We start from the raw sequence: 24,315 nt of genomic DNA on the forward strand, positions 1-24,315 counted from the left end.
TTGACACGCTAACGAACTCACCCGGGTTCGCGCATCCGGGGTTTTTCCAGGTGCACCAACTGATAGTCCGCTTCCGGCGACCGATGCGTCTCGCGGTAACCGAGCTTTCGGTACAAATAGAGCGGTCCGGCCGAACGCTCGCCGGTGAACAGCCGGAACACCGTCACCTCCGCCGGAGTCGCCTCCTCCGCGGCCGTCAGCAGCGCGGTACCGAGTCCCTCGCCCTGGCGATCCGGTGCCACCACGAGCCTGCCGATCTCGCCGACCGGGCCGTCCACTCGCATCCGCACGCTCGCCACGAGCCTGCCGCCGTCGCGGAAGCCCCAGACCGTGATCGACGGGTCGGCGATGGCCGCGCGCACATGGTCGAGGGTGTCCAGCAACGGCGGCAGGTCGAAGTTCTGGTGCGCCCGCGCCTCAGTGAGGTACGCGGCCTGCTGCAAGGTCAACAGCTCACCCGCGGCGGCCTCGGTCAGCAGTTCGAGCTTCACGGGACCCGGATTCCCCAGCTGCCCGTCCACGACGTGGCCGGTTCCAGGTCGATGATGTCGGTGCGGGTGTTGAGCGCGTCCGCCGGGCAGGTCATCGGCTCGATCGCGACCGCGCGGGCTCGGCCGACCAGGTCGTCCGGCGTGAACACCTGCACCCAGCGGAAGTCCGCGCCGGTCCAGACCACCAGCTGGCGGTCGCCGTGGGACAGCACGTACTGGTGGGTGCCGTCCGCGGCGAGTTCCAGCCCGCCGAACGCGGTGTCCAGGTCGACGCCTTCGAGCAGCTTGCCCTGCCGGAAGTCGTACTCGGTGCCCTCGACGTCCTGCTCGTCCGCGTACGGCATCTGCTGATCGCCCTCGTACGGCCGGACGCGCGTGGCGGGCAGCGTGAGGGTCAGCTCGTCGGTGGGCGCGTCGCCGATCCGGAAGTACGGGTGGGTTCCGACGCCGACACCGATCGGCTTCTCCCCCTCGTTGCGGATCTCGTGCGTGATCACGAGTTCGCGCGGTTGCAGGTCGTACGTGATCGTCGCGCGCAGCGGGACCGGCCAGCCGGGCTGCGCCTCGACGTCGATGGCCAGCGTGATCGACGTTTCGGCGTGCTCCAGCAGCTCCCATTCCCGGTGCCGGGTCAGGCCGTGGATGGCGTTGCCGCGCGCTTCCTCGGTGATCTCCAGCTGCTGCTCTTCGCCCTCGAACTCCCACTTGCCGCCCTTGGTCCGGTTCGGCCACGGCAGCAGCACCTGGCCGAGCCCCTTCGGCGGCTTCTCGTCCTCGGCGAACGTCTCGACATACGGCACTCCGCTGATCTCGAACGCGCGCAGGCCGGCACCGATCTCGGTGATGACGGCGCGCGCGTTGCCGCGGGTGATCTCGAACTGCTCTCCGGTGGGGTTCGCCATGGCGCTGAGGTTACCGATCGGCCGCGCCGGGAGGGCAGGGCTCGAAACTAACTAGACCGGTCGTCATAGTTTGAGCTACGGTGGGACGCATGGTCAACCGCACCGACACGCGCCGCCGGATGCTCGAATCGGCGGCTGAGCTGTTTCGCACCCAGGGCTACCACGCCACCGGGATGACCCAGCTCGTGTCCGAAAGCCGGGCCCCGAAGGGTTCGCTGTACTTCCATTTCCCCGGCGGCAAGGAACAGCTCGCCGCCGAGGCGGTGCGGCTTTCCGGCGAGCGGCTGGCCGGGGTTTTCCGCGAAATCACCGCCAGCGCACCGGATCCGGCCACCGCCGTCGACCTCATCGTGACCGCTCTGGCCACCTCGCTGTCCGAATCGGATTTCCGCTGCGGCTGTCCGATCGCGACTGTCGCATTGGAAGCCGCTGACAGCGAACCGATCCGCGCCGCCTGCGATCAGGGTTACGAAGGCTGGCTGCGCGACATTTCCGCTTACTTCACCAAGTGCGGCCTCGCCGAGGACCGCGCCGCTTCTCTGGCGACAATCGCGCTGTCCGCGATCGAAGGCGCATTGCTGCTCGCGCGCACTCGACGGGACATCGCACCGCTGCAAGCCGTCGCCGCCCACCTGCACACCACTGTTGAACGGGAGTTCGCCTAATGCGGGTACACCACTTCAACTGCGGCACCATGCGTCCGATCGGCGGCAAGCTGGTCGACGGAAAACCAGGACTGCTGCGGCGCGCCACCCTTGTGTGCCACTGCATGCTGGTCGAAACCGGCACCGGCCTGACCCTCATCGAAACCGGAATGGGTTCGCCCACCGTCACCGACGCCGCACGCTGGCTCGGTCCGCGCTTCCTGCGCACGTCCAACCCGATGCGGGACGAAAACGAAACCGCGCTGAGCCGTATCCGCGCGCTGGGCTTCGACCCGGCCGACGTCCGCGACATCGTCCTCACCCACCTCGACCTCGACCACGCCGGCGGGCTCGTCGACTTCCCGCAGGCCCGCGTGCACGTCTACGGCAAGGAACTCGACGCTTACCGCGCCGGAAACCCGCGGTACCGCGATGTCCAGTTCCGCCACGGTCCACAGTGGAAGTCCTATTCGGACGCTGGCGACAGCTGGTTCGGCCTCGACGCGGTCCGTGAACTGGACGGAGTCGAGGGCGTCGCGCTCGTGCCGCTCGCCGGGCACACCGCCGGACACGCCGGGGTGGCTGTCGACACCGGATCCGGCTGGGTGCTCAACGCGGGCGATGCGTATTTCTTCCACCAGGAGATCGACGCCGAGCCCTATTGCCCGCCCGGATTGGCTATGTTCGAACGGCGGGTCCAGACGCTGCCCGGGCCGCGGCGCGAAAACCAGCGCCGGTTGCGCGAGCTGCGCCGGGACCACGCCGACGAGGTGACCGTGTTCGCCTCGCACGACCTGACCGATTTCGTCCGGCTCAGCGAGAGGAGCACGGTATGAAGGTGCACCACCTCAACTGCGGCACGATGCGTCCGCTCGGCGGCAAGGCCCTCGACGGCCGCCCCGGAATGCTGCGGCGCAGCTCGATCGTGGCGCACTGCCTGCTCGTGGAGACCGCCGACGCGCTCGTGCTGGTCGACACTGGATTCGGCACCCGCGGCGTCACCGAATCGCGGCGCTGGCTCGGCGGTCCGTTCATGGCGATGGTCGGGGCGAAGCCGATCATGGAAGAAACCGCCGTCGCACAGATCCGGGCGCTGGGCCACGATCCCGCCGACGTGCGGCACATCGTGATGACCCACCTCGACGTGGACCACGCCGGCGGTCTCGCCGATTTCCCCGACGCCACCGTGCATGTCCGCACCACCGAACGCCGCGCGGCGGACAACCCGAAGAGCTTCCCGGAGAAAACGCGGTACCGCGCTGAGCAATTCGCGCACAGTCCACTGTGGAGCACCTATGACGAGGCCGGCGAGAAATGGTTCGGCTTCGACGCGGTGCGGCCGCTGCGCGGTCTGCCGCCGGAGATCCTGCTCGTCCCGCTGCCCGGCCACACGCACGGCCACTCCGGCGTCGCGGTCGACACCGGCGACGGCTGGCTCCTGCACGCCGGCGACGCGTATTTCTTCCACGGCGAAGTCGCCCCGGTGAGCCCGCACTGCCCGCCCGGCATGCGCGCGTTCGAGGTGATGAACCAGATGGACGGAGCCACCCGCCGCGCCAACCTCGCCCGGTTGCAGACCCTCGCCCGCGAGCACCAGGACGAGGTCTCGGTGTTCAGCGCGCACAGCCCGGTCGAATTCCAGGCGCTGCGGCGGAATACCGCGCAACCCACCGCGAGTTGACTACCCGCGTGACGCGCATCTGGTACGTCGGCGGCCCGACCGCCCTCATCGAGTACGGCGAGACCCGCCTGCTCACCGACCCCACCTTCGACAGCCCCGGCGATTACCCGATCGGCACTCGCAAGCTGGCGAAAACCGCTGGTCCCGCGATCTCGGCGGCGGAGGTCGGCGAGGTGGACGCGGTGCTGCTTTCCCACGACCAGCACCCGGACAACCTGGACGCGGCGGGGCGGGAGTACGCCCTCGACGCCCCGCTCGTCCTGTCCACCGCTTCGGCGAGGGAGCGGATCGGCGACCCTGTTCGGGCGCTGGCCAACTGGGAGTCGCACGACCTCGGCGGCGTCTTCGTCACCGGAGTGCCCGCGCGGCACGGGCCGGACGGCAGCGAGCATCTCGTCGGCGAGGTCACCGGTTTCGTGCTCGAAGGCGAGGGCCAGCCGACCGTTTACGTCAGCGGCGACAACGCTTCCCTCGACGTAGTGCGGCAGATCGCCGAGCGCTTCGAGCGGATCGACATCGCCGTCCTGTTCGCCGGCGGGGCACGAACCCCGCTGGTCGGCGACGCGTATCTGACGCTGCCCAGCGAGGGCGCGGCCGAGGCAGCCCGGATCCTGAACGCGCGCCAGGTCGTCCCGCTGCACTTCGAGCATTGGGCGCATTTCACCCAGGGCCCGGACACGCTGCGGCCGGCGTTCACGTCGGCCGGGCTCGCAGACCGGCTGCATCTGCTCAAGCCGGGCGAACAGGTCAGCTTCCGGTAAGCACGAACCCTCCGTCGACGGTGATCACCGCACCGGTGACGAACCTGTTCTCCATCAAGTACACATTGGTCGCCGCGATCTGGTCCGCTTCGCCGACCGATTTGGTCAGCGTTCGTTCGGTGAACGCGGCGACCATCGCGTCGAGCTGCGGCTGCGGAAGGCCGTCCCACATCGGCGTGTGGACCGGCCCCGGGCGGACCGTGTTGACCCGCACCGGTGCCAGATCGACGGCCAGACCGCGCGCCAGCCCCTCGACCGCGCCGGCGGAACCGGCTGCGAGCGCTGCTCCGGGCGTCGGACGGACTCCGATGATCCCGGACGTCAGCACGATCGAACCGCCCGGGCGGATCCGCGGCGCGGCGTGCTTCACCGCGCTCACGACGCCCCAGTAGCGGACATAGAACCCGCTCTGCGCGTCATCGAGCGACAGGTCGGCGAGCGGCTGCGGAGGCAGCGCGTCGCCGGCGGTGTAGACGAGGTGGTCGAGCGTGCCGACCTGCTCGAACAGCGCCGCGACGTTCGCGTCGTCACGTACGTCGGCGACGAATCCTTCGCAGGTGTCCGGCAATTCGGCGAGTGCCGCGTCCAGTCGTTCCTTGCCGCTCGCCGCGATCGTGACGGACGCGCCCGCCGCCGCTGCGGCTCGAGCGGTCGCCAATCCCATTCCCGAGCTGCCGCCGATGACGACAACCCGCTGGTCAAGCAAAGACATGAGGAGTCCTTCCCGAGGTTGATGACTCAGTGAGACATCAACTGTAGCAGTGATGACCCACTGAGTCATCACTGCTAAGATCACTGCATGCCGCGCTGGGATCCCGAAGCCAAGGAGCGGCTCCGCGCGGCCGCGCTGGAGCTGTTCGCCGAGCACGGCTACGAGAACGCCACGGTCACGCAGATCACCGAGCGTGCCGGGCTGACCCGCCGCACGTTCTCGCGTTACTTCGCGGACAAGCGCGACGTGTTGTTCGCCGGGTCCGAGCGGCTCCCGGACGCCATGGCCGACGCTGTCCGACGCGCCGATTCCGCGCTTCCGCCGTTCCCAGCGCTGCTGGCCGCGCTGGTCGACGCTGGCGATTTGTTCGCCGGCCTGGTTTCGCATGCCGCGCAACGACGCGCGATCATCGCGTCCAGCCCGGAGTTGCAAGAACGAGAGCGCACGAAACTGGCGGCTGTCACTGCCGCAGTCGTCGAGGCATTGCGGGAACGCGGTGCGACCGAATCGAGCGCGAAAATGCTTGCCCAGGTCGGCATCGCGATCTTTCAAACCGCGTTCGAGCGCTGGACCGAACAGCCCGAGGGCACGGATTTCGCCGCACAGGTGCGGGAGGCGGCAACCGAACTCGCCGCCCACCTCACCCCGTGATCAGGCTTTCTCGCGCACCAGCGTCGAATCTTCCAATTCCGCTTCCGCGGCCCGCCTCGTCCGTCCGATCATCCGCAGCACCAGATAGGCCACCACGAGCAGGACGAAGAACGGAATCCCGAACTTCCACGCCGGGTCGAGACCTTCGATCCAGAACGTCGAAATCAGTACGGTGGCAAGGAAAGCGATCACCACGACGTTCACCACCGGCGCGCCCCAGAGCCGCACTGGCGATGGCGGCAGCCCGGCGCGGCGACGGCGGATCCGGAACGCCAGGTGTGTCACCAGAATGATCATCCACACGACGAGCGCGGCGAAGATCGAAATGCCGAACAGCACGAGATACGCGTTGGAATCGGAATTCTTGGACAGGACGGTCGCGATCACCAGGCCCGCGGTGGACAGCACGAGCGCGTTGCGCGGCACTCCAGATCGCGTCAGCCGTCCGGCCCAGGACGGGGCGAATCGATGCTCGGCAAGGGAATGCAACATGCGCGTGGTGAGGTAGAGGTTGGTGTTCGCGCTCGACAACGCGGCGGTGAGGACGACGAAGTTCATGATCGTCGCCGCCGCCGGAACTCCGGCCGCTTGGAAGACGCGGACGAACGGGCTGGCCGTAATGGATCCGCCTTCGCCGGTCACCGTCCACGGCACCACCAGCACCACTACGAGCATTGCCGCGACGTAGAAGATCGCCAATCGCACCACCATTGCCCGAGCCGCGCGCGGGATGTCGCGGGTGGGATTCTCGGATTCGGCCGCGGTCACCGAGACCACCTCGGTGCCGATATAGCTGAACAGCACGAACACCATGGCCAGCAGCAGACCGGACACGCCGTTCGGCAGGAATCCGCCGCCCGCGCTGAGATTGGCGAGACCAGGCGCAGGCGCCTTCGGCAGGCCGAAGAAGACGAGAATCAGGCCGAGTGCGACGAACACCAGGATCGCGCACACCTTGATCATCGCGAACCAGTACTCGAACTCGCCGAAAATGTGCACCGCCGCGCCGTTGACGATGATCACCAGCAGCGAGAACACCGCGACCGGCACCCACAGCGGAATCCGCGGCCACCAGAACTGGACGTACACGCCGGCCGCGATCGTCTCGCCGCCGATCGCGATCACTTGCATGGCCCAGTACGCCCAGCGCACCACGAATCCGCTGCCCGCACCGAGATACTTGTGCGCGATGCTGCCGAACGCGCCGGCGGCCGGGTGCACCACCACCATTTCCGCCAGCGCCCAGGAAATCGCCAGCGCCACCAGTCCACAAAGGACGTATGCGAGCACCACGGCCGGTCCCGCGTGCGAGATCGCCAGGCTCGATCCGAGGAACAGGCCGGTGCCGATGGCCCCGCCGATTCCGATCATCGTCAACTGCCTGCTGCGCAGCCTCCGCTGCAACCGGTTCGGGGACGGGGACTCGGCCATGTCTGCTCCCTACTGGCTCGCCCGGTACTCGGCGATCGCCGCGAGGACGGCGTCGAGATCGGACTCGACGTTGTAGTAGTGCAAGGACATCCGCAGCACGTCGCCGCGGGCACTGCACACGATCCGCCGCCCGGCGAGGAACGCCGCCAGCGCGTCGGGATCCCGGTCGGCCAAGGCGACGAGCGGACCGCGCCGCGCGTCGTCCAGCGGGGACCGGAGCTGTTCCCCAGCGTCGAGCAACCGCTGCTGCAATTGCCCGGTCAGCCCGCCGATGTGGGCACGCACCCGGTGCGCGTCCACCTGACGCACCAGCTTCAGCCCGGCGACCGCACCGTACGCGGACGGGATCGACGGCGTCCCGCTCTCGAAGCGGCGGGCGTGCTCGGGATAGTCGAGGTGCCGCGGATCGAATTCAAACGGGTTCGTGCGGCCGAACCAGCCGGTCAGCGGCGGGGAAACCGCGTCGCGCAAGCCAGGCCGCACATACAGGAACGCGATCCCGGAGATGCCGAGCAGGTATTTCAGGCTGCCGCTGACGAGGTAGTCGCAGCCAAGCTCGGCGACGTCGACCGGTTCGACACCGAGGCCCTGGTACGCGTCGACAAAACTCCGCGCACCGTTTTCCCGGGCCAGCGCGGCGACTTCGCGCACCGGGAAGCGCAAACCGTTCGCGTAGCTGACCAATGGAACCGACACCAGTTGCGTCTGCTCGGTGATGAGCTCGGCGTAGTCCTCGGTATCGACCAGGCCGTCATGGTGCGCGACGAATTGAACGTCCGCGCCGCGCCCCTGCTGCGCCAACCAAACATGGCCCAGCGACGGGAATTCCAGGTCGGTCGTGACGATTCCCGGCCGCTCCGACCATGTCTGCGTCGACGCGACTTGATATGCCCCTTCGGACGCGGACGGCACGACGGCGATGTCGTCGGTGTCCGCGCCGATCAACTGGGCGAACAAGGCCCGTGCCTCGGCGACCTTCGCCATCCACTTGTCCCACGGCGCCCCGTGTTCGCGGATCGTGTGCTGGAACTCGAAAAGCTCCGCGGTCAGCGCGTCCGAGAGCGCGCCCTGGCTGCAGCTCGCGAGGTGCACCGAGTCGGCGAAGGCGGGGAAATGCGCCCGGAAAGCGACTGGGCTGGGCTGGTCGGTCACGACACTCCGTTCCTTGACTGGCGGGCGACCGGTCCGTTCGCCACCGTAACGGCGCGAGCACTGTGCGTCGATGCTCCGTCCGGCTTCGGAGTCCGGGTCAAACCTCCGCGCGTTCACCCTGGCTGATCTCTGACGGCTATTCCGTCAGTGCTGCTGAAACCGGTACTGTAGATATGGCCTTCCGCGCTGTCAACGACCGTCAGGGATCCGCAATAGCGCGCTTCGCGACCGAGAGGACGCACCGATGAGCACTCCCGCCGAAACCGGGGTCGACCAGCTCCTGGCCCAGCTGGCGCAGGGCCGGCTTCAGGTCGTCGACCTCACCAACAAGCTCAGCGCCGCAACCCCGACGCTTCAGCTGCCCGAGCCGTTCGCGAACCTGATCGACTTCAGCCTCGAATCGGTCAGCGAGTTCGACGATTCCGGACCGCTGTGGCGGCACAACAACATCCACACCGGCGAGCACATCGGCACCCACCTCGACGCACCGCGGCATTGGATCTCCAACCGCGACGGCGCGGACGTTTCGGAACTGCCGGTCGACAGGCTGATCGGTCCCGCGCACGTCCTCGACATCTCCGCGCGCGTCGCCGACAATCCGGACTTCCTGCTGGAGATCGACGACATCCGGGCCTGGGAAGCCGAGCACGGACCATTGCGCGCCGGCGGCTGGCTGCTCGTGCACTCCGGGTGGGACCGATACGCGCAAGACCGCGACGCGTTCCTCAATTTCTCCGACGGGGCCAGCCACACGCCCGGCATCTCGGCCGCCGCTGCGAAATGGCTCGCCGAGGAAACGCCGATCGCCGGCTACGGTGTGGAAACTGTCGGCATCGACGCCGGGAACGGCTTCGCGCTCGACCCGCCGATGCCCGCGCACCACCATTTGCTCGGCGCGGACAAGTACGGCATTACCTCCTTGCAGAATCTCGGTTCGCTGCCGCCGACCGGTGCGCTCGTCGTGATCTGCCCGCTGCCGATCGTCGGCGGGACCGGCAGTCCGGCGCGGGTGCTCGCGGTGACGCCGGGAGTTCAGTCGTGAACGTTGCCCAAGCCGTCGGGATCGCGTTGGCGCGCTTCGGCGTCCGCAAGGCGTTCGGCGTGGTGGGGAGCGGGAACTTCCACTTCACCAACGGCCTGATCCAGGGCGGGGCCGAGTTCGTCGCGGCCCGGCACGAGGGCGGCGCGACCACGATGGCCGACGCCTACGCGCGGTGCAGCGGCGAGGTCGCGGCGGTGTCGGTGCACCAGGGCTGCGGGCTGGGCAACGCGACCACTGGGATCGGCGAGGCGGCGAAGAGCCGGACGCCGCTGGTCGTCGTGACCGGCGAGGCGACGGATCCGCTGTCGAACTTTCACATCGACCAGGACGCGCTGGCCCGGGCAGTGGGGGCGAGCAGCATTCTGGTGCGGTCGGCGAAAACCGCGCTGTCCGACGTGCGGCGGGCGTTCACGCAAGCTCGACGGGATCGGCGGACCGTCCTTTTGCGACTCCCGTTGGAAGTCCAGGCCGAGCCGTTCGATGAAGGCCTTCTCGAGGGGCTGACCGCCATTGAACCCCTGCCGCAGCCACGTGCTGCCGAGGCAGACGTGAAGGCGCTCGCTTCGATCCTGCAACGAGCCGAGCGTCCAGTATTCCTTTGTGGACGCGGATCTCGGAAAGCCCGGGCCGAACTGGTCGCATTGGCAGAGCGCTGCGGGGCACTGCTTGCCGAGGGTGCGGTCGCGAAAGGACTGTTCACTGGCGAACCGTGGGCGATCGGGGTGTCCGGCGGGTTCTCGGCTCCGCTGACCACCGAGCTGATCCAGGGTGCGGACGTCGTGGTCGGCTGGGGATCCGCGCTCAACGACTGGACTACCGCGCACGGACGGCTGCTCTCGCCGGAAACGAAGCTGGTGCAGGTCGATCTGGAATCCGCCGCGCTGGGCCGGAACCGGCCGATCGACCTTGGCATCGTCGGCGATGCCGGCGGCACCGCACGGGCGGTCGCCGACCTGGTCGAAGTCCACAACGGATACCGCAGTGACGATCTCAAGGACCGGATCGCCCGGGAAGCCCGCTGGCGCGACAACGAACACGACGACGCCGGGACCGCCGAGGCGATCGACCCGCGCACGCTGTCCGCCGCACTGGACGACCTCATTCCGGCGAACCGGGTCGTCGGCGTCGATTCCGGGAACTTCATGGGCTACCCCACGATGTACCTGGACGTCCCGGACGAGAACGGTTTCTGCTTCACCCAGGCGTTCCAGTCGATCGGCCTCGGACTGGCCACCGCGATCGGCGCGGCACTCGCCCAGCCGGACCGCTTCCCGGTCGCGGCGTGCGGCGACGGCGGGTTCCTGATGAGCATCGCCGAACTGGAAACCGTCGTCCGCCTGAAGCTCCCGATGCTGATCGTCGTCTACAACGACCACGCCTACGGCGCCGAGGTGTACTTCTTCGAGCCCGGCGGACATCCGGCCGACACGGTGACCTTCCCGGACACCGACATCGCCGCCGTCGCGCGCGGCTACGGCTGCGACGCGGTCACCGTCCGGGCCAAGGAAGACCTCGACGAGGTAGCGACGCGGGTCGCCGCCGGGCTCGACCGTCCGCTGGTGGTCGACGCGAAGATCGCCGGGTTCAGCGCCTGGTGGCTCCAGGCCGCGATGACGCACCACTGAGCGCCCGCTTCACCAGGAGGTTCACCACCCACAGCACGAGGCCGACGGCGAGCAGGATGCCGGCCACCTGGTAATCCTGTGCCGGACGGCCGGAGAGCGGACTGACCAGGTACAGGCAGAACACCGCGGCCAGCACCGGCACCACGGTCGGCGCACGGAAGTGTTTGTGCGCCACCTTGTCCTTGCGCAGCACCAACAGCGCGATGTTGACGATGGCGAACACCACGAGCAGCAGCAACGCGGTCGTGCCGCCGAGCGCACTGATGTCCACAAAGGACACCAGGCCGATGGCGATGACACTGGTGAAGATGATCGACACCCACGGCGTCCGGCGAGTCGGGTGCACCCGGCCGAACACCGGCGGCAGGACGCGTTCATTCGCAAGGCCGTACAGCAGGCGGCTGGCCATCAGCATGTTGATCAAGGCGGAATTGATCACCGCGAACAGGCCGATGGCGGAGAAGATCTCGCGCGGGAAACCCGGCGCGCCGACGTCGAGCACCTTCAGCAGCGCGTCGCTCTTCGCGCCGGCCAGTTCGGCGGCCGGAACCAACAGCGAGGACGTCACCGAGACGAGCACGTAGATGGTCGCGGCGATGACCATGCCCCACAGCATCGCGCGCGGGAAAATCCGCACCGGGTCGTGGCATTCCTCGGCCATGTTCACCGAGTCCTCGAAGCCCACCATCGCGAAGAACGCCAGCGACGTCGCCGAGGAGATGGCGACCAGCCACGTCTTGTCCGCGGTGTCGATCTCGACCAGCCGCGACGGTTCGCCGTCCCCGTTCAGCACCGCCCACACGCCGACGCCGATGATGATCAACAGTCCGGACAGTTCGATGCAGGTGAGGACGACGTTGGCCTTCACCGATTCGCCGACGCCGCGGAAGTTGATCAGCGCCAGCAGGACCACGAACGCGATGCCGACCAGCACCGTCGGCAGCTTCACGAACGCCGCGAGATAGGTCGCGCCGAACGCCACCGCGGCCGACGAAGCGGACGTGATGCCGGAGCACATCACCGCGAACGCGACCATGAAGGTCAGGAACGGCACCCCGAACGCCTTGTTCGTGTACAGCGCCGCGCCCGCCGCGCGCGGATACTTGCCGACCAGTTCGAGATAGCTGAACGCGGTCATGAAGGCGACCACGAACGCCAGCAGGAACGGCAGCCACAACGCGCCGCCGACGCGTCCGGCCACCTGTCCGGTCAGCGCGTACACGCCGGTGCCGATGATGTCGCCGACCACGAAGAACAGCAGCAGCTTCGGGCCCATGACCCGCAGCAAAGCCGGTTCGGCGACCTTGGCTGTACCCTCGCTCACGTCCGTCATGGGCGATTAGTGTGCCTTGTCCGGACGGGTACGCAAAGTCGGCCGGTCAGGCCTTGGCCACCGCCGTGTGCACCAGCGGGGTCATCATTTCCTTGGTCATCTTGACCGGTCCGGTGTAGTTGACCAGCACCGGAACCCCGTTGGACACCTTCGCCGCGGCGAGCGTGGCGGTCTTCTGCTCGTCGGTGTAAAAAACGGCGCCGTCTGGGAAGCCCGGCACGTCGACCGCGCCCGGCTTGGCCTTCTTGATCGCGGCGATCATGTCGGCGGGCTTGGCCTTGCGGCCCTCGTATCGGGTCACCGCGAGCGCGCCCGCGGTCTTGCCTTCGACGACGTATTCGCAGCTCGTGGCCTTGCCGCCGTTGCTCGGATTGTCGTGGGCGGGGCCGGCCTTCGACGTGATGCCGGGGATCTTGATCGCCTTGCTGACGTCGTCGGACGGCAGCAAGGAGCAGGTGTCGGCGGCCTTGGCCGCGGGCGCGGACGAGGAGGCAGGCGCCTTGCTCGCGGGCGGCGGGGCAGGCGCGGCGGCTTTCTGCTCGCCAGAAGAGCAGGCAGTGAGAACAGCGGCGGCGGAGATCAGCAGAGCGATCGGATATGCACGCATATCGGGCATGCTATTCCGAACGGAGTAACGCGAGTGTCAGTGGCCCTCTTCCACCGGAGCCCGATACCGCCAGAACCCGGGCAAAACCGCCAGCGAGGCCACCGTCAGCACGATCACCAGCAACCCGCCGCCGGTCGCCGCGACCTTGGTCCCCCACGCCGCCGCGGACCAGCCGTGCGTGAGGTCGGCGATCCGCGGCCCGCCCGCGACGACCACGGTGAAGACGCCCTGGAGCCGTCCGCGCATCTCGTCGGTGGTGGCGGTCTGCAGGATCGCCTGCCGGTAGACCGAGCTGACCATGTCCGCCGCGCCGCCGAGCGCCATGAAGAGCACGGCCAGCCACAGCGAATGCGCGAGCCCGAACGCCGCCATCGCCGCGCCCCAGCAGCAGATCGCGATGACGACCGCCGCGCCTTGCCGCTGCACCCGGTGCAGCCAGCCGGAGAACAACCCGATCAGCATCGCGCCCGCGGGCAGCGCGGCGTAGAGCATGCCGAGCGCCGGACCGCCGCCGGGCGGATCGCCGAACGTCCGCTCGGCCATCTCCGGGATCAACGCCCTCGGCATGCCCGCGACCATCGCGATGATGTCCACGACGAACGACGCCAGCAGCACCTTTTGGTGCGCCAGGTAACGGAATCCGTCGACGACCGAGCCGATCCCGGCCTTGCGCGTCCCCTCGCCGAGCGGCGGGATCGAGGGCAGCCGCCACACCGCGATCAGCGTGATCGCCAGCGCACAGACATCCACCAAGTACAAAGTGGACAGTCCGATCACCGGGATCAGCGCCCCGCCGAACAGCGGCCCGAACACCGCGCCGAAGGTGGACATGGTGGTGTTGAGCGCATTCGCCGACGGCAGCAATGGAGCAGGCACCAGCCGCGCGACGACCGCGCCGCGGGTCGGCATATTGATCGCGAAGAACGCCTGGTTCGCGGCGAGCAGCGCGAGCACCACCCACACCGAGTGCATCCCGGTGAACGCCTGAAGCCACAGCAGCGCGGAGGTGATCGCGACGCCGACGTTGGTGACGAGCAGCAGCTTGCGCCGGTCGACCGCGTCCGCGATCGCCCCGCCCCACAGCCCGAACACGAGCAGCGGAACGAGCGCGACCGCGCCGGTCAGCCCGACGTACCCGGACGATCCGGTGATGTCGAAAACCTGCTTCGGCACCGCGACCGCGGTGAGCTGGGACCCGACCGCGGTCACCGCGGTGGACATCCACAGCCGCCGGAACGCCGGAATCTTGAGCGGACGAGTGTCGACGACAATCCGGCCGAGGAGCTTGCGGGCCCCGGTACGGGGCGGGCGTATCCCCGGTTCTGAAGTCACGAGCTATCAGCTTAGTTGCGCTAACGAAGCTGGTGCAGGTGATTTTCCCCGCAGGCAGGCGAGCGCGAGGTTGCCGACTGCCGGGACCTGGCTGAAGGCGGGCTGGGCGGCGGGTCCAAGCGCCCCAATGCCGCATTGGGTGCGTCCCACGCGACAAACGCCGCATTCGCCGGACTGCGGCTCGGGCCGCGTGGCTCTCTCCGCTCCCGCCGACCCGCCACACGCCGCGTTAGCCAGCCTCACACTACGAAACGCCGCCCCCAGGCCAAAGCCAAGGGACGGCGTCCGAAGCAGCAACGATCAGGGAGCCAGCCGCTCCACGTGCCATCCGTCGTGAGTCCGGTGAAAACGAAGCCGATCGTGCATCCGATCCTCGCGCCCCTGCCAGAACTCGACAAAGTCCGGCCGAATCCGCCACCCGCCCCAATGCGGCGGAGCCGGGATCTGCTCGACATCGCCGAACCGGCGTTCGATATTGCGCAGGGCGTTGTCGAGCGCCCGCCGCCCCTCGACTACGCGCGACTGCGGCGACGCCCACGCTCCCAGCTGCGACCCGCGCGGGCGCTGGGCCCAGTAGGCGGCCGTCTCGTCCGCGCTGACCTTCTCGACCTCGCCGCGTACCGTCACCTGGCGGTGCAGCGGGTACCAGGGGAAGGTGGCCGACGCGTAGCGCGTCGCCGTGAGGTCGTGGCTCTTCGCCGACGTGTAGTTCGTGTAGAAAACCACTCCGCGTTCGTCGAAGCCCTTGCACAGCACCGTGCGCGAAGAAGGCCTGCCTTCGGCGTCGGCGGTCGCGAGCACCATCGCGTTGGGTTCGGCGAGTGCTTCGGACACCGCCTGGCTCAGCCAGCTCTCCAGCTGGTCATGCCACGTGGCCGCGAGCGCGGACTCGTCAAACGGCGCGCTGTCGTAGGCCACCCGCATGCCAGGCAGCCGCACGACCGCCTCGTCGATCTCCGGTGTCATCCGGCCCAACCTCCGTTACCCCTGGTGAGGGTGTCGAATCACGGCTATTCAGCGACGGTATTGGGTCGCCGGTCCGGGCGAAACCCACCGAACGGTGACTCCTGCCACGCCCGGCCCGCCATCGGGCCGTAACCGCAGGACGCCGAGTTGTAACGCGTCGTTCACGAGCTGGTCCCTGATCGATACAGGCCGCACCTACCTTTCGACCTGCTCCGGCACCCGTCCCCAGTTACGGAGGCAGGTCAGATGACCGAAACTCTGTCCGAACGCGACGGCACGCGAAAGCCGCAACGCACCTACGCCGCACTCGCCGCCGACGAAAACCGCGAGGATTACTCACTGCGCTTCGCCGCGCAATCGTTCCGGCGCTGGTCGCCCTTGGTCGTCGCGACGACCGCGCTCGGCGGGATCGCCTACCTCGCCGACTTCGCCATCGGCGCCAGCATCGTGCTGTCCTACGGCTTCACCTCAGGAGTCCTCGCCATCCTGGCCGCCGCTGTGGTGATCTTCGTGACCGGAGTACCGATCGCGCGCGCCTGCGCGACCTACGGCGTGGACATGGACCTGCTCACCCGCGGCGCCGGATTCGGCTACTTCGGGTCCACCCTCACCTCGCTCGTCTATGCCAGCTTCACCGTGATCTTCTTCTCCCTCGAAGGCTCGATCATGGGTCAGGCGTTCCAGCTGGCGCTCGGCATTCCGCTGCCGGTCGGCTACTTGCTGGCGACGCTGATCGTGCTGCCGTTCGCGCTCTACGGGATGGGCGCGGTCGCGAAGATGCAGACCTGGACGCAGCCGATCTGGATCGCCGGACTGGTACTGCCGTTCGTCGTCGTGCTCGTGCGGGAACCCGGACGATTCGCCGAGTTCGCGACGTTCGGCGGCATCGAGGGCGCGGGTTCCGGATTCTCCGCGGTCGGCTTCGGGTTCGGGATGGGCATCGCGCTGTCGCTGATCGGGCAGATCGGCGAGCAGGCCGACTACCTGCGCTTCATGCCGGCGAAGACGGCGGAGAACAAGCGCTCATGGTGGGCCGCGGTGCTCGCCGCCGGGCCAGGCTGGGTGGTGCTCGGCGCGGCCAAGCAGATCGGCGGCGCCCTGCTGGCGTTCCTCGCGCTCGGGGCGGTCGGCAAGACCGCGGCGCTGGAGCCGATCGCGCCCTATCTCGAGGCGGTGCGGCCCGCGCTCGGACCGGCCGCGCTCACCTTCGCCGCGTTGTTCGTGGTGGTTTCGCAGATCAAGATCAATACGACGAACGCGTACTCCGGCTCGCTGTCCTTCGCGAACTTCTTCTCCCGGGTACTGCACCGGCACCCGGGCCGCGCCTGGTACGTGCTGGTCAACTGCGGGATCGCGCTCGCGCTGATGGAGTTCGGCGCGTTCGGTTTCCTGAACAAGATCCTCGGCTTTTATTCGAACGTCGCGATCGCCTGGATCGGCGCGGTGTGCGCGGACCTCGTGATCGCGAAACCGCTCGACCTTTCCCCGCGCTACATCGAATTCAAACGCGCTTACCTGCACAAGATCAACCCGGTCGGCTTCGGCGCCATGCTGATCGCTTCCGCGGTGTCGATCGCGGCGTACTTCGGCGCGTTCGGCGAGTATCCGGCGGCCTTCAGCCCACTGCTGGCGCTGGTGATCGCCGTTGTGCTGGTGCCGGTGCTCGCGGTGGCCACCCGCGGCCGGTACTACCTGGTGCGGCCCAACCTCGTTTCCGGTCCCGAGGTCGACCAGGACCGCACCGCCACGCACAACTGCTCGGTCTGCGGCGACGCCTACGAACTGCCGGACATCGCCGACTGCGCGAACCAGGGCGGCGCGATCTGCTCGCTGTGCTGCACGCTCGACAGCAGCTGCCACGACATGTGCCGCACCGCCGGCCCGGTCTCACTGCCCGAGCCGACTTTCCGCTCCGCGGGCTGACCCGAGTCTCGACGCGGTCACCACGTCCGGGCCGACCGCGGTCGTCAGCGTGCCGCCCGCGGCGAGCGGGGTCCGCGACCACCACGGTCCGGACTCCGCTCGCCGCTGCGGACCGCCGAACTCCAACTCGGTCACCAGCACTCGATGCCCGGCGAGGACAGCGAGGCTGGCGTCCAGCGCGACATCGCCCACCGTCTGTGTCTGCCGGAGCGCCGGGACTCCGCCGCAGGTCACGTGCACTGTGGAGGACAACCGGCCCGGACGCTCGCCTTCCCGGCCGAGGACGAGGACTTCCCGGGTGTGGAACCGAGCGTCGGCAGCCAGGTCGGCGCGCAGCACGGCGACGTGGTCGGCGCGGACGGTGACGACGGTCGGCTCCGGCAAGTACTCGAAGGAACCACCGTCCTCGACGACGACCTCCACAGTGGACAAACTGGGCACCTCGCGCAGACCGGGCAAGGCGAGGGTCGCCGCGACGCCGGACAACTTCAGTTCCGCACCCGGCCCGACGTGGATCTCGAGCCGCAGTTCATCGCCGCCGAGCGGAGCGGTGGCCGAGTTGACCAGGTGCACCATCGCGCCGGAGCCGCGCTGGCGGCGCGGGACGAGCGTCAGCGGCGCCATCGACTTCAGTTCTCGCAGCACCGTCCGTCCGTCGTCGAGGGCGGCAACCAGGCGCGCGTGTGCTTTCACCCCTGCCGGACCGGCACCAGCGAACGCACCCAGTCCGCCACGGCGGGAGCGTCCGGAGTGTCCACTAGGGACTGGGTGAACACCGGCAGGTCGCCGCGCATGTGGTGGGCGTCCGAGGTCATCACGGTCAGGTCGGCTCCGACCAGCGGGGCGAGGTCGGTTTTGTTGATCACCAGCAGGTCGGCCGTCGTCACGCCGGGGCCGCCCTTGCGCGGCACCTTGTCCCCGCCCGCGACGTCGACCACGAAGATCTGGCTGTCGGCCAGTCCCCGGCTGAACACCGCGGTGAGGTTGTCGCCGCCGCTTTCCACGATGACCAGCTCCAGGCCGGGGAACTTCTCCTCCAGCCGTTCGACCGCGTCGAGATTCGCGGTGATGTCGTCGCGGATCGCGGTGTGCGGACAGGCTCCGGTCTGCACCGCCTCGATCCGCTCCGGGTCCAGCACGCCTGCCCGGCGCAGAAAATCGGCGTCCTCGGTCGTGTAGATGTCGTTGGTGACCACGGCCAGGTTCAGTTCCCCGCCGAGCGCGCGGCACAGCGCGGCGGTGAGCGCGGTTTTGCCGCTGCCGACCGGGCCGCCGATGCCGATCCGGTACGCGCGTCCGGCGGTCGGCGCCGCGTCGTAATGGTCCGGTTCGGCGGCGGTCGGGTCGAAGTTGACCGCGTGGAAGTGCCCGTGACCGTGTTCAGCTGGCAAAGAGACGCACCTCTTCCTGATGATGCCGAGCGTGTTCCTCGGCGAACAGATCCAGCGCCGGCGACGCTGGCGCGGGCAACTCGGCCGGATCGGCACCGGCGGTTTCGGCAGCCTGGCCGCTGACCTCGCGCAACGGCCCGGCGAGCCGCGCGACCACCGCGTTCACGGCGAACGGGTCCAGCCCGAGCAGGCGAACCGCCGCGCTCGCGGGACCGCTCACGGCGAGGTAAGCGATCGCCATGGCCGCGTCGAACGGACTGCCGCCGCTGATGCCGACGAGCGCGCCGCTGATGATCGGATGGTGCGGGCGCGGGGTCTCAGCGAGCAGTTGGGACAGCACTGGCGACGGCCACGCCGCACGTCCGGCTCGCGCGGTGCCGCGGCCTTGTGCTCGCGACGCTTCCCGTTGCGCGAGCGAGGGCGTGCGGGCGTCGAGTTCCTGATCGAGCCGTAGCCAATGGACACTTTCGACTGCTCGAGCCGCGGCGTGCGCTGAGGCAGCAGCGAATACGGCGGCGAGCAGTCCCGCGGTACGCAACCGTCCAAAGAGGAACCCCGGCAAGTCTCGTTCGGACCGGACGATTCCGCGCGCGGCTGCCTCTTCGAGGCCGCCGGAATGCACGTGCCCGCCACCCGGGAACCGCGAGTCGGCGATAATGAGGGCGACTGGGTCCATCAGAACAGGAAATACCGTTGTGCCATGGGCAGTTCGGCCACCGGATGCGGTTCGATCAGTTCTCCGTCCACACGCACCGCGAAGCTGTCCGGATCCACTCGCACCTCCGGAGTCGCGTCGTTCAGCACCATGTCCGCTTTCGTCCGACGGCGAGTGTTCGCGACCGGAACCAACGGCCGGGCGATGCGGAATTGTTCGGCCAAACCGGAATCCAGCGCTTCCGGAGCCACGAAATGCAGGCTGGACGCCGCCGCCACAGCAGGCGCGGCGCCGAACATCGGCTGCGCGAGCACCGGTTGCGGCGTGGGAATCGAAGCGTTCGCGTCTCCCATCGCCGCCCACGCCGGGAAGCCGCCCTTCAACACCACATGCGGACGCACGCCGAAGAATTTCGGTTCCCACAGCACCAGATCGGCGAGCTTGCCGATCTCCACCGAACCGATCTCCGCGTCCATTCCGTGCGCGATCGCCGGGTTGATCGTGTACTTCGCGACGTAACGACGGGCCCGCAGGTTGTCCGCGGCGCCATCGCCGGGAAGCGCGCCGCGGCGGCCTTTCATGACGTGCGCGGTCTGCCAGGTCCGGATGATCACCTCGCCGATCCGCCCCATCGCCTGCGAATCGGAACTCATCATCGAGATCGCGCCCAGATCGTGCAGCACGTCCTCGGCGGCGATCGTGCTCGGCCGGATCCGGCTTTCCGCGAACGCGAGATCCTCGGGCACCGACGGGTTCAGGTGGTGGCACACCATCAGCATGTCGAGGTGCTCGTCGAGGGTGTTGACGGTGTGCGGCCGGGTCGGATTCGTCGATGACGGAAGGAAGTTCGCCATTCCGGACACCTCGATGATGTCCGGCGCGTGCCCGCCGCCCGCGCCCTCGGTGTGGTAGGCATTGATCGACCGGCCGCCGATCGCCTCCACAGTGGACTCCAGAAACCCGGCCTCGTTGAGCGTGTCCGTGTGGATCGCGACCTGAACGCCGGATTCATCGGCGACAGTGAGACAGGCATCGATCGCCGCTGGCGTCGAACCCCAGTCCTCGTGCAGCTTGAACCCGCCCGCTCCGGCCGCCAACTGTTCCCGCAGAGCTTCATGCCGGACAGTGTTTCCCTTGCCCAGCAGCAACACGTTCACCGGCTGTCCGTCCATTGCGGACAACATCCGGCCGAGGTTCCAGGAGCCGGGAGTCACCGTGGTCGCCTTGGTGCCCTCATTCGGCCCGGTGCCGCCACCGACCAAGGTGGTCAGTCCGGCCGCGAGCGCGGTGTCCACCAGCTGCGGGCACACGAAATGGACGTGACAGTCGATGCCGCCGGCGGTGAGGATTTTCCCGTTGCCCGCCAGCACTTCCGTGGACGGCCCGATCACCAGCGCCGGATCGACACCGTCCATAGTGTCTGGATTACCCGCCTTGCCGATGCCGACGACGCGTCCGTCGCGGACACCGACGTCCGCCTTCACCACACCCCAATGGTCGAGAATCACCGCGCCGGTGATCACCAGGTCCGGCGCTCCCTCGGCGCGGGTCGCCATGCCCTGGCCCATCGACTCGCGGATCACCTTCCCGCCGCCGAACAGCACCTCGTCGCCGCTGCCGCCGGGACCGATCGAGCGGTCCTCGGTCACCTCGATCAGCAGATCGGTGTCCGCGAGCCGGATCCGGTCCCCCGCGGTCGGGCCGAACAGTTCGGCGTAGCGAGCGCGGTCGATCTCCGGCATCAGAACTCCCCGGCGTATTCGGCGCGCAGGCCCGGCACCCGCCGGTGCCCGCTGAGCGGGACCAGCTCGACTTCCCGGTCAATGCCCGGTTCGAAGCGCACCGAGGTCCCGGCGGGCACGTCGAGCCGGTGCCCGCGGGCGGCTTCGCGGTCAAACTCCAGACCGGGGTTGACCGCGGCGAAGTGGTAGTGCGAACCGACCTGCACCGGCCGGTCGCCGAGGTTGCGCACGCGCAGCCGGACCCGGGCACGCCCCGGATTCAGCGGTACCGGCTCGTCGCCGGGAATGATCTCGCCTGGCCGCAAGAATTCCTCCTCAACCGATCGGTTCGTGCACCGTGACGAGTTTCGTGCCGTCCGGGAAAGTGGCTTCCACTTGCACTGAATCGACCATTTCCGGCACCCCGTCGAGCACTTGCGCCCGGGTCAGCACGGTGCGCCCGCCCGCCGCGAGTTCACTGACCGTGCGCCCGTCGCGAGCGCCCTCCAGGACGTAGTCGGTGATGAGCGCGACGGCTTCGGGATGATTGAGCCGAAGACCGCGTTCGAGCCGTTTGCGAGCAACGTCCGCCGCGACGTGGACCAGCAGTTTGTCGCGTTCCTGCGGGCTCAGGTGCATGGCAAGTTCTTACCACCGGACAAGGCGCTCCGCCTGATTCGGATACACGGTGTTTACACGACGACAGAAGCACATTCCCGTCATCCAGGAACTCGCGCCGGGAGAAGGCAGCCTGCGCACACAAGCCGGCGGGGCAGCCCGGAACACCCAGGCCGCCCCGCCGGCTAGAAAGCGTTACCTATTAGTGCAACGGGTGCCGTCGGTCGTCGCGGTCCGGGTGTACCAAGCGCCCCGCGGATCGCCGTCGAACTGCCCGACCCCGCGCTCGGAATGCGGCTTGAAGCAGTACTCGCCGCGAAGGTTGTCCGCCGAATAGTCGATGAAGATCCAGGCCCAGTCGTTGCCGCAGTGGTTGTAGAAGGAGTTGCTGCCCACCCTCGAAAACCCGCACGGTGACGCCGGTGAAGCCTCGGCGGCGGGCGCACACGTCGCCACAGCCAGCGTCGCGGCCGCTGCGGCTAACAGGAATCGCTTCTTCATGTTTTCCCCTCGGTTACTCAGAGCAACTGGTCAGTAAATAACTTAGCGGAAGCCGTCATCGAGATCTTGCAACTTCACAGATTCACCTGACCGGGTCCGCCCGCGCCGCCACCGGCAGCCGGAGTCACGTCCCTTGGCAAGCCGGGGTTCACCTCGTCGCCACCGGGGTACCAGTCTGCGGTCACCTCGCTGGACGGGAGAAAGTCGCGTCCCGGCCCCACCTGGACTGAATCGTTCTCGTAATCGTGACCGAAACCACGACATCTTCCGTTGCCCCGGCCGGGCAAAGGGAGCATGGTTTGTCCCACCGTGCGATGAGGCGCGCAAGGAGCCAGCGTGTATCCCGTCCGCGCGTGCACAACACAGCCGGGGAATGCGCATCGAAAGGGTTCGCGAAGAGTGACTACCTCCACGATCAGCACCACCAACGAAGCCGACGACGGGTTCCGGCCTGGTCTCGAAGGCGTCGTCGCGTTTCGAACCGAAATCGCCGAACCCGACCGGGACGGCGGTGCGCTGCGCTACCGCGGCGTCGACATCGAGGACCTCGCCGGGAAGGTGACCTTCGGCGACGTATGGGGCCTCCTGGTCGACGGGCGGTTCGGGACCGGGCTTCCGCCCGCCGAGCCGTTCCCGCTTCCGGTGCATACCGGCGACGTCCGCGTCGACGTCCAGGCCGCGCTCGCCATGCTCGCCCCGATCTGGGGTTACCGGCCGCTGCTCGACATCACCGACGAAGAGGCGCGCGACCAGCTCGCCCGCGCTTCGGTGATGGCGCTGTCCTACGTCGCGCAGTCCGCGCGCGGCATCGGCCAGCCCGCGGTGCCGCAGTCGCGGGTCGACGAGGCCAAGTCGATCACCGAGCGGTTCATGATCCGCTGGCGCGGCGAGCCGGACCCGGCGCACGTCAAGGCGGTCGACGCGTACTGGGTTTCCGCAGCCGAGCACGGCCTCAACGCCTCCACCTTCACCGCCCGCGTCATCGCCTCCACCGGGGCGGACGTCGCGGCGTCGCTGTCCGGCGCGATCGGCGCGATGTCCGGCCCGCTGCACGGCGGGGCACCGGCGCGCGTGCTGCCGATGATCGAGGAGGTCGAGCGCTCGGGTGACGCCCGCGCGCTGGTCAAGGGCATCCTCGACCGCAAGGAGCGGCTGATGGGCTTCGGCCACCGCGTGTACCGCGCGGAGGACCCGCGCGCCCGCGTGCTGCGCCGCACCTGCAAGGAACTGGGCGCGGAGCGCTACGAGGTGGCCGCCGCGCTGGAGCAGGCCGCGCTGGCCGAGCTGCGCGAACGCCGTCCGGACCACCCGATCGAAACGAACGTCGAGTTCTGGGCCGCGGTGATCCTGGACTTCGCGAAGGTGCCGCCGCACATGATGCCCGCGATGTTCTCCTCCGCACGCACCGCCGGCTGGGCGGCGCACATCCTGGAGCAGAAGCAGACCGGCCGCCTGGTCCGTCCGTCGGCGAAGTACGTCGGCCCCGGCCCGCGCACGCCGTCCGAGGTCGAAGGCTGGGACCTCGTCACCCAGATCTGAACCATTTGTCCGTGAAGGACTCCTTGCGGGAATCTGATTCCCGCAAGGAGTCCTTCACGGCGTTGTGGCCAGGTGCGCGTCGGTGGCGGCGAGCATCGCGGTGAGCTCATCGACCAGCCAGCCGTCCAGCGTTTCGCGCGGGACAGTGCCTTCTTGCAGCCACGACAGCAGCGCGCCCTCGACCACGGCGGTCCAGCAGCGCAGGGTCAGCAGCACCAACGGTGACGGTTCCGGGATCGCCAGCGCTTCGAGGATCAGCTCGACGGCACGGTTGCGGACCTCGTCGATCGCCGCGTCGGTCTCCGAAGTGGCGATGACCGAACCGCTGCGCAGCAACGCGACATAGCCTTCGCGGTAGTGCGCGGCGACATCGACGAGCCCGCGCACGGCCGCGCGCAGCCGTTCTTCCGGCGGGCCTTCCTCAAGGGTCGCGAGCCGGTCGACCAAACCGTCGGTGACCGTGCGCAAGGCCTGCATTTGCAGTTCTCGCAGACTCGGGAAATACCGGTAGAACAACGGCCGCGACACCTCGGCGCGCGCCACGATGTCGTCCACCGTGACCAATTCCGGAGCCCGGGTGCCGAACAAATCCAGCGCGGCCGCGATCAGATCGTCCCGCCGGGCCTGCGCGGTCATC

26 protein-coding genes are annotated in these 24,315 nt (G+C 68.4%); 9 read left to right on the forward strand and 17 right to left on the reverse strand.

The window, feature by feature from the left end; genetic code table 11:
* Positions 1 to 17 precede the first annotated feature (17 nt).
* Positions 18 to 521 (reverse strand): GNAT family N-acetyltransferase, encoded by a 504-nt coding sequence (locus tag L3Q65_RS31570; protein WP_182889558.1) that lies wholly within the window; start codon positions 519 to 521, stop codon positions 18 to 20.
* The gene (locus tag L3Q65_RS31575) at positions 488 to 1,393 is read right to left on the reverse strand and encodes an aldose 1-epimerase family protein (RefSeq protein WP_237597377.1); all 906 of its coding nucleotides are present in this window, start codon (positions 1,391 to 1,393) and stop codon (positions 488 to 490) included. Before L3Q65_RS31575 ends, L3Q65_RS31570 begins: the two co-directional genes overlap by 34 nt.
* An 89-nt stretch (positions 1,394 to 1,482) precedes the next feature.
* Here L3Q65_RS31575 and L3Q65_RS31580 point away from each other — a divergent pair, with 89 nt between their 5' ends.
* Genes L3Q65_RS31580 through L3Q65_RS31595 form a run of 4 tightly spaced genes read left to right on the forward strand, consistent with a single transcriptional unit; the run spans position 1,483 to position 4,479 of the window.
* Complete coding sequence (locus L3Q65_RS31580; RefSeq protein ID WP_182889556.1) at positions 1,483 to 2,058, forward strand: TetR/AcrR family transcriptional regulator; 576 nt, start codon at positions 1,483 to 1,485, stop codon at positions 2,056 to 2,058.
* Positions 2,058 to 2,873 (forward strand): MBL fold metallo-hydrolase, encoded by an 816-nt coding sequence (locus L3Q65_RS31585; RefSeq protein ID WP_237597378.1) that lies wholly within the window; start codon positions 2,058 to 2,060, stop codon positions 2,871 to 2,873. The genes L3Q65_RS31580 and L3Q65_RS31585 overlap by 1 nt, the downstream gene beginning before the upstream one ends.
* The gene (locus L3Q65_RS31590; protein WP_182889554.1) at positions 2,870 to 3,718 is read left to right on the forward strand and encodes an MBL fold metallo-hydrolase; all 849 of its coding nucleotides are present in this window, start codon (positions 2,870 to 2,872) and stop codon (positions 3,716 to 3,718) included. Before L3Q65_RS31585 ends, L3Q65_RS31590 begins: the two co-directional genes overlap by 4 nt.
* Positions 3,719 to 3,726: 8 nt before the next feature.
* Complete coding sequence (locus tag L3Q65_RS31595; RefSeq protein ID WP_182889553.1) at positions 3,727 to 4,479, forward strand: MBL fold metallo-hydrolase; 753 nt, start codon at positions 3,727 to 3,729, stop codon at positions 4,477 to 4,479.
* Here the strand turns inward: L3Q65_RS31595 and L3Q65_RS31600 are convergent.
* Positions 4,466 to 5,191, reverse strand: coding sequence for an SDR family oxidoreductase (locus L3Q65_RS31600; protein ID WP_182889552.1), 726 nt, complete (start codon positions 5,189 to 5,191; stop codon positions 4,466 to 4,468). The genes L3Q65_RS31595 and L3Q65_RS31600 overlap by 14 nt on opposite strands.
* A gap of 87 nt (positions 5,192 to 5,278) precedes the next feature.
* On the opposite strand from L3Q65_RS31600, the gene L3Q65_RS31605 reads away from it, so the two are divergent.
* Positions 5,279 to 5,842, forward strand: coding sequence for a TetR family transcriptional regulator (locus L3Q65_RS31605; RefSeq protein ID WP_182889551.1), 564 nt, complete (start codon positions 5,279 to 5,281; stop codon positions 5,840 to 5,842).
* On the opposite strand, the gene L3Q65_RS31610 is transcribed toward L3Q65_RS31605, so the two are convergent.
* Both L3Q65_RS31610 and L3Q65_RS31615 read right to left on the reverse strand, forming a co-directional pair.
* Positions 5,843 to 7,273: an amino acid permease gene (locus L3Q65_RS31610; RefSeq protein WP_237597379.1), complete on the reverse strand. Its 1,431-nt coding sequence runs from the start codon at positions 7,271 to 7,273 to the stop codon at positions 5,843 to 5,845.
* Positions 7,274 to 7,282: 9 nt separating this feature from the next.
* The gene (locus L3Q65_RS31615) at positions 7,283 to 8,425 is read right to left on the reverse strand and encodes an aminotransferase class V-fold PLP-dependent enzyme (protein ID WP_182889549.1); all 1,143 of its coding nucleotides are present in this window, start codon (positions 8,423 to 8,425) and stop codon (positions 7,283 to 7,285) included.
* 244 nt (positions 8,426 to 8,669) lie between these two features.
* Between L3Q65_RS31615 and L3Q65_RS31620 the strand changes: the two genes are divergently transcribed.
* Together L3Q65_RS31620 and L3Q65_RS31625 are read left to right on the forward strand one after the other, a co-directional pair.
* Entirely contained in the window at positions 8,670 to 9,467 is a 798-nt protein-coding gene (locus L3Q65_RS31620; protein WP_182889548.1) for a cyclase family protein, read from the forward strand.
* Positions 9,464 to 11,092: a thiamine pyrophosphate-binding protein gene (locus L3Q65_RS31625; protein WP_237597380.1), complete on the forward strand. Its 1,629-nt coding sequence runs from the start codon at positions 9,464 to 9,466 to the stop codon at positions 11,090 to 11,092. The genes L3Q65_RS31620 and L3Q65_RS31625 overlap by 4 nt, the downstream gene beginning before the upstream one ends.
* Here the strand turns inward: L3Q65_RS31625 and L3Q65_RS31630 are convergent.
* The 4 genes from L3Q65_RS31630 to pdxH form a co-directional block, all read right to left on the reverse strand.
* Positions 11,052 to 12,425 carry an APC family permease gene (locus L3Q65_RS31630; protein ID WP_237597381.1) on the reverse strand — a complete coding sequence of 458 codons (1,374 nt, stop codon included), beginning with the start codon at positions 12,423 to 12,425 and terminating at the stop codon, positions 11,052 to 11,054. The genes L3Q65_RS31625 and L3Q65_RS31630 overlap by 41 nt on opposite strands.
* Positions 12,426 to 12,471: 46 nt before the next feature.
* The gene (locus L3Q65_RS31635; protein ID WP_220506740.1) at positions 12,472 to 13,032 is read right to left on the reverse strand and encodes a DUF3558 family protein; all 561 of its coding nucleotides are present in this window, start codon (positions 13,030 to 13,032) and stop codon (positions 12,472 to 12,474) included.
* 36 nt (positions 13,033 to 13,068) lie between these two features.
* On the reverse strand, positions 13,069 to 14,364 hold the full coding sequence (locus tag L3Q65_RS31640) for an MFS transporter (protein WP_182889544.1): 1,296 nt from the start codon (positions 14,362 to 14,364) through the stop codon (positions 13,069 to 13,071).
* A gap of 300 nt (positions 14,365 to 14,664) precedes the next feature.
* On the reverse strand, positions 14,665 to 15,330 hold the full coding sequence (gene pdxH / locus L3Q65_RS31645; RefSeq protein WP_037819929.1) for a pyridoxamine 5'-phosphate oxidase: 666 nt from the start codon (positions 15,328 to 15,330) through the stop codon (positions 14,665 to 14,667).
* Between the two features lie 246 nt (positions 15,331 to 15,576).
* On the opposite strand from pdxH, the gene L3Q65_RS31650 reads away from it, so the two are divergent.
* Entirely contained in the window at positions 15,577 to 17,253 is a 1,677-nt protein-coding gene (locus L3Q65_RS31650) for a cytosine permease (RefSeq protein WP_182889543.1), read from the forward strand.
* Here L3Q65_RS31650 and L3Q65_RS31655 read toward each other — a convergent pair.
* The 7 genes from L3Q65_RS31655 to L3Q65_RS31685 all read right to left on the reverse strand — a co-directional run bounded on the left by L3Q65_RS31655 (position 17,218) and on the right by L3Q65_RS31685 (position 22,139).
* On the reverse strand, positions 17,218 to 17,946 hold the full coding sequence (locus L3Q65_RS31655; protein WP_182889542.1) for an urease accessory protein UreD: 729 nt from the start codon (positions 17,944 to 17,946) through the stop codon (positions 17,218 to 17,220). The two genes, L3Q65_RS31650 and L3Q65_RS31655, sit on opposite strands and share 36 nt — an antisense overlap.
* Positions 17,943 to 18,644 (reverse strand): urease accessory protein UreG, encoded by a 702-nt coding sequence (gene ureG, locus L3Q65_RS31660; protein ID WP_182889541.1) that lies wholly within the window; start codon positions 18,642 to 18,644, stop codon positions 17,943 to 17,945. The genes L3Q65_RS31655 and ureG overlap by 4 nt, the downstream gene beginning before the upstream one ends.
* The gene (locus L3Q65_RS31665; protein ID WP_182889540.1) at positions 18,634 to 19,320 is read right to left on the reverse strand and encodes an urease accessory protein UreF; all 687 of its coding nucleotides are present in this window, start codon (positions 19,318 to 19,320) and stop codon (positions 18,634 to 18,636) included. Before L3Q65_RS31665 ends, ureG begins: the two co-directional genes overlap by 11 nt.
* A complete protein-coding gene (locus tag L3Q65_RS31670; RefSeq protein WP_182889539.1) occupies positions 19,320 to 21,041 on the reverse strand; it encodes an urease subunit alpha in 1,722 nt (573 codons plus the stop codon). The genes L3Q65_RS31665 and L3Q65_RS31670 overlap by 1 nt, the downstream gene beginning before the upstream one ends.
* Positions 21,041 to 21,346 (reverse strand): urease subunit beta, encoded by a 306-nt coding sequence (locus L3Q65_RS31675; protein WP_182889538.1) that lies wholly within the window; start codon positions 21,344 to 21,346, stop codon positions 21,041 to 21,043. Before L3Q65_RS31675 ends, L3Q65_RS31670 begins: the two co-directional genes overlap by 1 nt.
* A 10-nt stretch (positions 21,347 to 21,356) precedes the next feature.
* Entirely contained in the window at positions 21,357 to 21,659 is a 303-nt protein-coding gene (locus tag L3Q65_RS31680) for an urease subunit gamma (protein ID WP_182889537.1), read from the reverse strand.
* A gap of 174 nt (positions 21,660 to 21,833) precedes the next feature.
* A complete protein-coding gene (locus L3Q65_RS31685) occupies positions 21,834 to 22,139 on the reverse strand; it encodes a DUF6355 family natural product biosynthesis protein (protein WP_237597382.1) in 306 nt (101 codons plus the stop codon).
* A 399-nt stretch (positions 22,140 to 22,538) separates the two neighbouring features.
* Here L3Q65_RS31685 and L3Q65_RS31690 point away from each other — a divergent pair, with 399 nt between their 5' ends.
* The gene (locus L3Q65_RS31690) at positions 22,539 to 23,678 is read left to right on the forward strand and encodes a citrate synthase 2 (protein WP_182889535.1); all 1,140 of its coding nucleotides are present in this window, start codon (positions 22,539 to 22,541) and stop codon (positions 23,676 to 23,678) included.
* Between the two features lie 54 nt (positions 23,679 to 23,732).
* On the opposite strand, the gene L3Q65_RS31695 is transcribed toward L3Q65_RS31690, so the two are convergent.
* On the reverse strand, positions 23,733 to 24,314 hold the full coding sequence (locus L3Q65_RS31695) for a TetR/AcrR family transcriptional regulator (RefSeq protein WP_237600965.1): 582 nt from the start codon (positions 24,312 to 24,314) through the stop codon (positions 23,733 to 23,735).
* Position 24,315 lies beyond the last annotated feature (1 nt).

Source organism: Amycolatopsis sp. FU40, from assembly GCF_021903635.1.
GTDB classification, from domain to species: domain Bacteria; phylum Actinomycetota; class Actinomycetes; order Mycobacteriales; family Pseudonocardiaceae; genus Amycolatopsis; species Amycolatopsis dendrobii.

What these genes read in the sequence shown, in the direction of transcription:
- L3Q65_RS31575 (WP_237597377.1), bottom strand. Translation starts at nt 1,393, where the DNA reads ATGGCGAACCCCACCGGAGAGCAGTTCGAGATCACCCGCGGCAACGCG.
- L3Q65_RS31580 (WP_182889556.1), top strand. Translation starts at nt 1,483, where the DNA reads ATGGTCAACCGCACCGACACGCGCCGCCGGATGCTCGAATCGGCGGCT.
- L3Q65_RS31585 (WP_237597378.1), top strand. Translation starts at nt 2,058, where the DNA reads ATGCGGGTACACCACTTCAACTGCGGCACCATGCGTCCGATCGGCGGC.
- L3Q65_RS31590 (WP_182889554.1), top strand. Translation starts at nt 2,870, where the DNA reads ATGAAGGTGCACCACCTCAACTGCGGCACGATGCGTCCGCTCGGCGGC.
- L3Q65_RS31600 (WP_182889552.1), bottom strand. Translation starts at nt 5,191, where the DNA reads ATGTCTTTGCTTGACCAGCGGGTTGTCGTCATCGGCGGCAGCTCGGGA.
- L3Q65_RS31605 (WP_182889551.1), top strand. Translation starts at nt 5,279, where the DNA reads ATGCCGCGCTGGGATCCCGAAGCCAAGGAGCGGCTCCGCGCGGCCGCG.
- L3Q65_RS31610 (WP_237597379.1), bottom strand. Translation starts at nt 7,273, where the DNA reads ATGGCCGAGTCCCCGTCCCCGAACCGGTTGCAGCGGAGGCTGCGCAGC.
- L3Q65_RS31620 (WP_182889548.1), top strand. Translation starts at nt 8,670, where the DNA reads ATGAGCACTCCCGCCGAAACCGGGGTCGACCAGCTCCTGGCCCAGCTG.
- L3Q65_RS31630 (WP_237597381.1), bottom strand. Translation starts at nt 12,425, where the DNA reads ATGACGGACGTGAGCGAGGGTACAGCCAAGGTCGCCGAACCGGCTTTG.
- L3Q65_RS31635 (WP_220506740.1), bottom strand. Translation starts at nt 13,032, where the DNA reads ATGCGTGCATATCCGATCGCTCTGCTGATCTCCGCCGCCGCTGTTCTC.
- pdxH (WP_037819929.1), bottom strand. Translation starts at nt 15,330, where the DNA reads ATGACACCGGAGATCGACGAGGCGGTCGTGCGGCTGCCTGGCATGCGG.
- L3Q65_RS31650 (WP_182889543.1), top strand. Translation starts at nt 15,577, where the DNA reads ATGACCGAAACTCTGTCCGAACGCGACGGCACGCGAAAGCCGCAACGC.
- L3Q65_RS31665 (WP_182889540.1), bottom strand. Translation starts at nt 19,320, where the DNA reads ATGGACCCAGTCGCCCTCATTATCGCCGACTCGCGGTTCCCGGGTGGC.
- L3Q65_RS31670 (WP_182889539.1), bottom strand. Translation starts at nt 21,041, where the DNA reads ATGCCGGAGATCGACCGCGCTCGCTACGCCGAACTGTTCGGCCCGACC.
- L3Q65_RS31680 (WP_182889537.1), bottom strand. Translation starts at nt 21,659, where the DNA reads ATGCACCTGAGCCCGCAGGAACGCGACAAACTGCTGGTCCACGTCGCG.
- L3Q65_RS31685 (WP_237597382.1), bottom strand. Translation starts at nt 22,139, where the DNA reads ATGAAGAAGCGATTCCTGTTAGCCGCAGCGGCCGCGACGCTGGCTGTG.
- L3Q65_RS31695 (WP_237600965.1), bottom strand. Translation starts at nt 24,314, where the DNA reads ATGACCGCGCAGGCCCGGCGGGACGATCTGATCGCGGCCGCGCTGGAT.